1 protein-coding gene is annotated in these 1,486 nt (G+C 73.6%); it reads right to left on the bottom strand.

Features of this window, described 5'->3' with window-relative positions:
- Positions 1 to 47: 47 nt before the first annotated feature.
- A partial coding sequence (locus ACFPZL_RS13120) for an FAD-dependent oxidoreductase (protein ID WP_382335812.1) occupies positions 48 to 1,486 on the bottom strand: 1,439 nt, incomplete at its 5' end.

Genomic DNA, 1,486 nt, shown 5'->3' with positions numbered 1-1,486 from the left:
GGGCGGGCCCGTCCGCCGCGGTCGCGCGACAGGCCCGCCCGGAAGCGCTACGCGGTGTTCTGCGGCGGGGCGGCGACATCGATGAGGGGGACCGGTTTGACCGGCGCCTGCGGGGCGAAACCGGATCGTTCGCCGATCGGCGAGCCCGTACGGCGCTCCTGCATCGCCGTCAGCACCGGTCCGCAGTAGCGGCCCTGGCACTTGCCCATGCCCGCACGGGTGATCCGCTTGACCGATCCCGGTGAGGAGGTCCGATCCGACATCGCCTCGGAGACCTCGGCGTGTGTGACGCTCTCGCACCGGCAGACCACCGTCTCGGGCTCCGCGAGCTGATCGGTGAGCACCGGGGCCGCGAACATGCCCTGCACGCCCCGCTGGAACGCGAGGTTCCGGCGCGCGGCCCTCCGAGCAGCGGCATCGGGCAGCACGTGGCGCTCGAGTAGTTCGGAGGCGACCGCGGCGGCTGCGAGGGCGCCCTGGGCCTGAGCGAACTTCGCGCCGCGCACGCCGGCGCTGTCGCCGATCGACCACACCGTCGGGATGGAGGTGCGCCCGGTGGCGTCGGTCCGGGTGACGAGGCTCCCGAGCGCGGCATCGAAGTCGTGCGCGCAGCCGAGACTGCGGGCGAGATCGTTGCTCGGGAGGAACCCGTAGCCGAGGCAGACGGCATCCACGTCGAACGCGCGCCGACGACCCGTCGGCCGCCCCTCGGCATCCACCCCCGCGACCGTCGCCCGTCGGACGCCGGTCACGGGATCGCCCTCGAGCCGTTCGATCACCGATCCCGTGATCAGGGGGACGCGCCTGGCGGCCAGACCCGCCAGGTACTTCACGCCGTCGAGGGTGAGGCCCGGGGAGTTCAGGCCCATCCGCACTCCGGAGAGGAGCCGCGCCGGCGACAGCATCCTCGACGCCTCTACGAGGCCGACGATGCGCACGCCCGCCCGCGAGAGCTCGGCCGCGAGCTGGATGTTCAACGGCCCGTTCCCGGCGATCAGCACGCGATCGCCCGCCGAGACCTGGTACGAGCGCAGCAGCGTCTGCCCGGCACCGGTGGTCATGACACCCGGCAGGGTCCACCCGGGCACGGGCACGCCGCGCTCGAAGGCTCCGGTCGCGAGGATCACCCGCTTCGGCGCGATCACCCAGCGCTCATCGGCCGACCGCGCCATGAAGCGGTCGGGCTCGAAGGCCGCCCAGACCGTCACGCCGGTGAGGGCGGTGATCCCGGCCGAGACGGCCTCGTCCATCAGCTTGCGCCCGCTGAGGTACTGGCCGTCCAGCTCGCGCTCGTCCACCGGCAGGCCGGTGCTCGGCTGCTTGAAGAACTGGCCGCCGAGCTTCGCCCGGTCGTCGACCACCAGGACGTCGAGCCCGGCCCGAGCGAGATCCCTCGCTGCCGCCAGGCCGGAGGGGCCGGCGCCGACCACCAGGACGTCGGGCGTGAGCGTGTGCTCGGTCTTCGCGGCCGCCGCCGCCGACGGCA

The organism is Leucobacter soli (assembly GCF_042659205.1).
Classification (GTDB): domain Bacteria; phylum Actinomycetota; class Actinomycetes; order Actinomycetales; family Microbacteriaceae; genus Leucobacter; species Leucobacter soli.
This window is presented reverse-complemented; position numbering and strand designations above follow the sequence as displayed.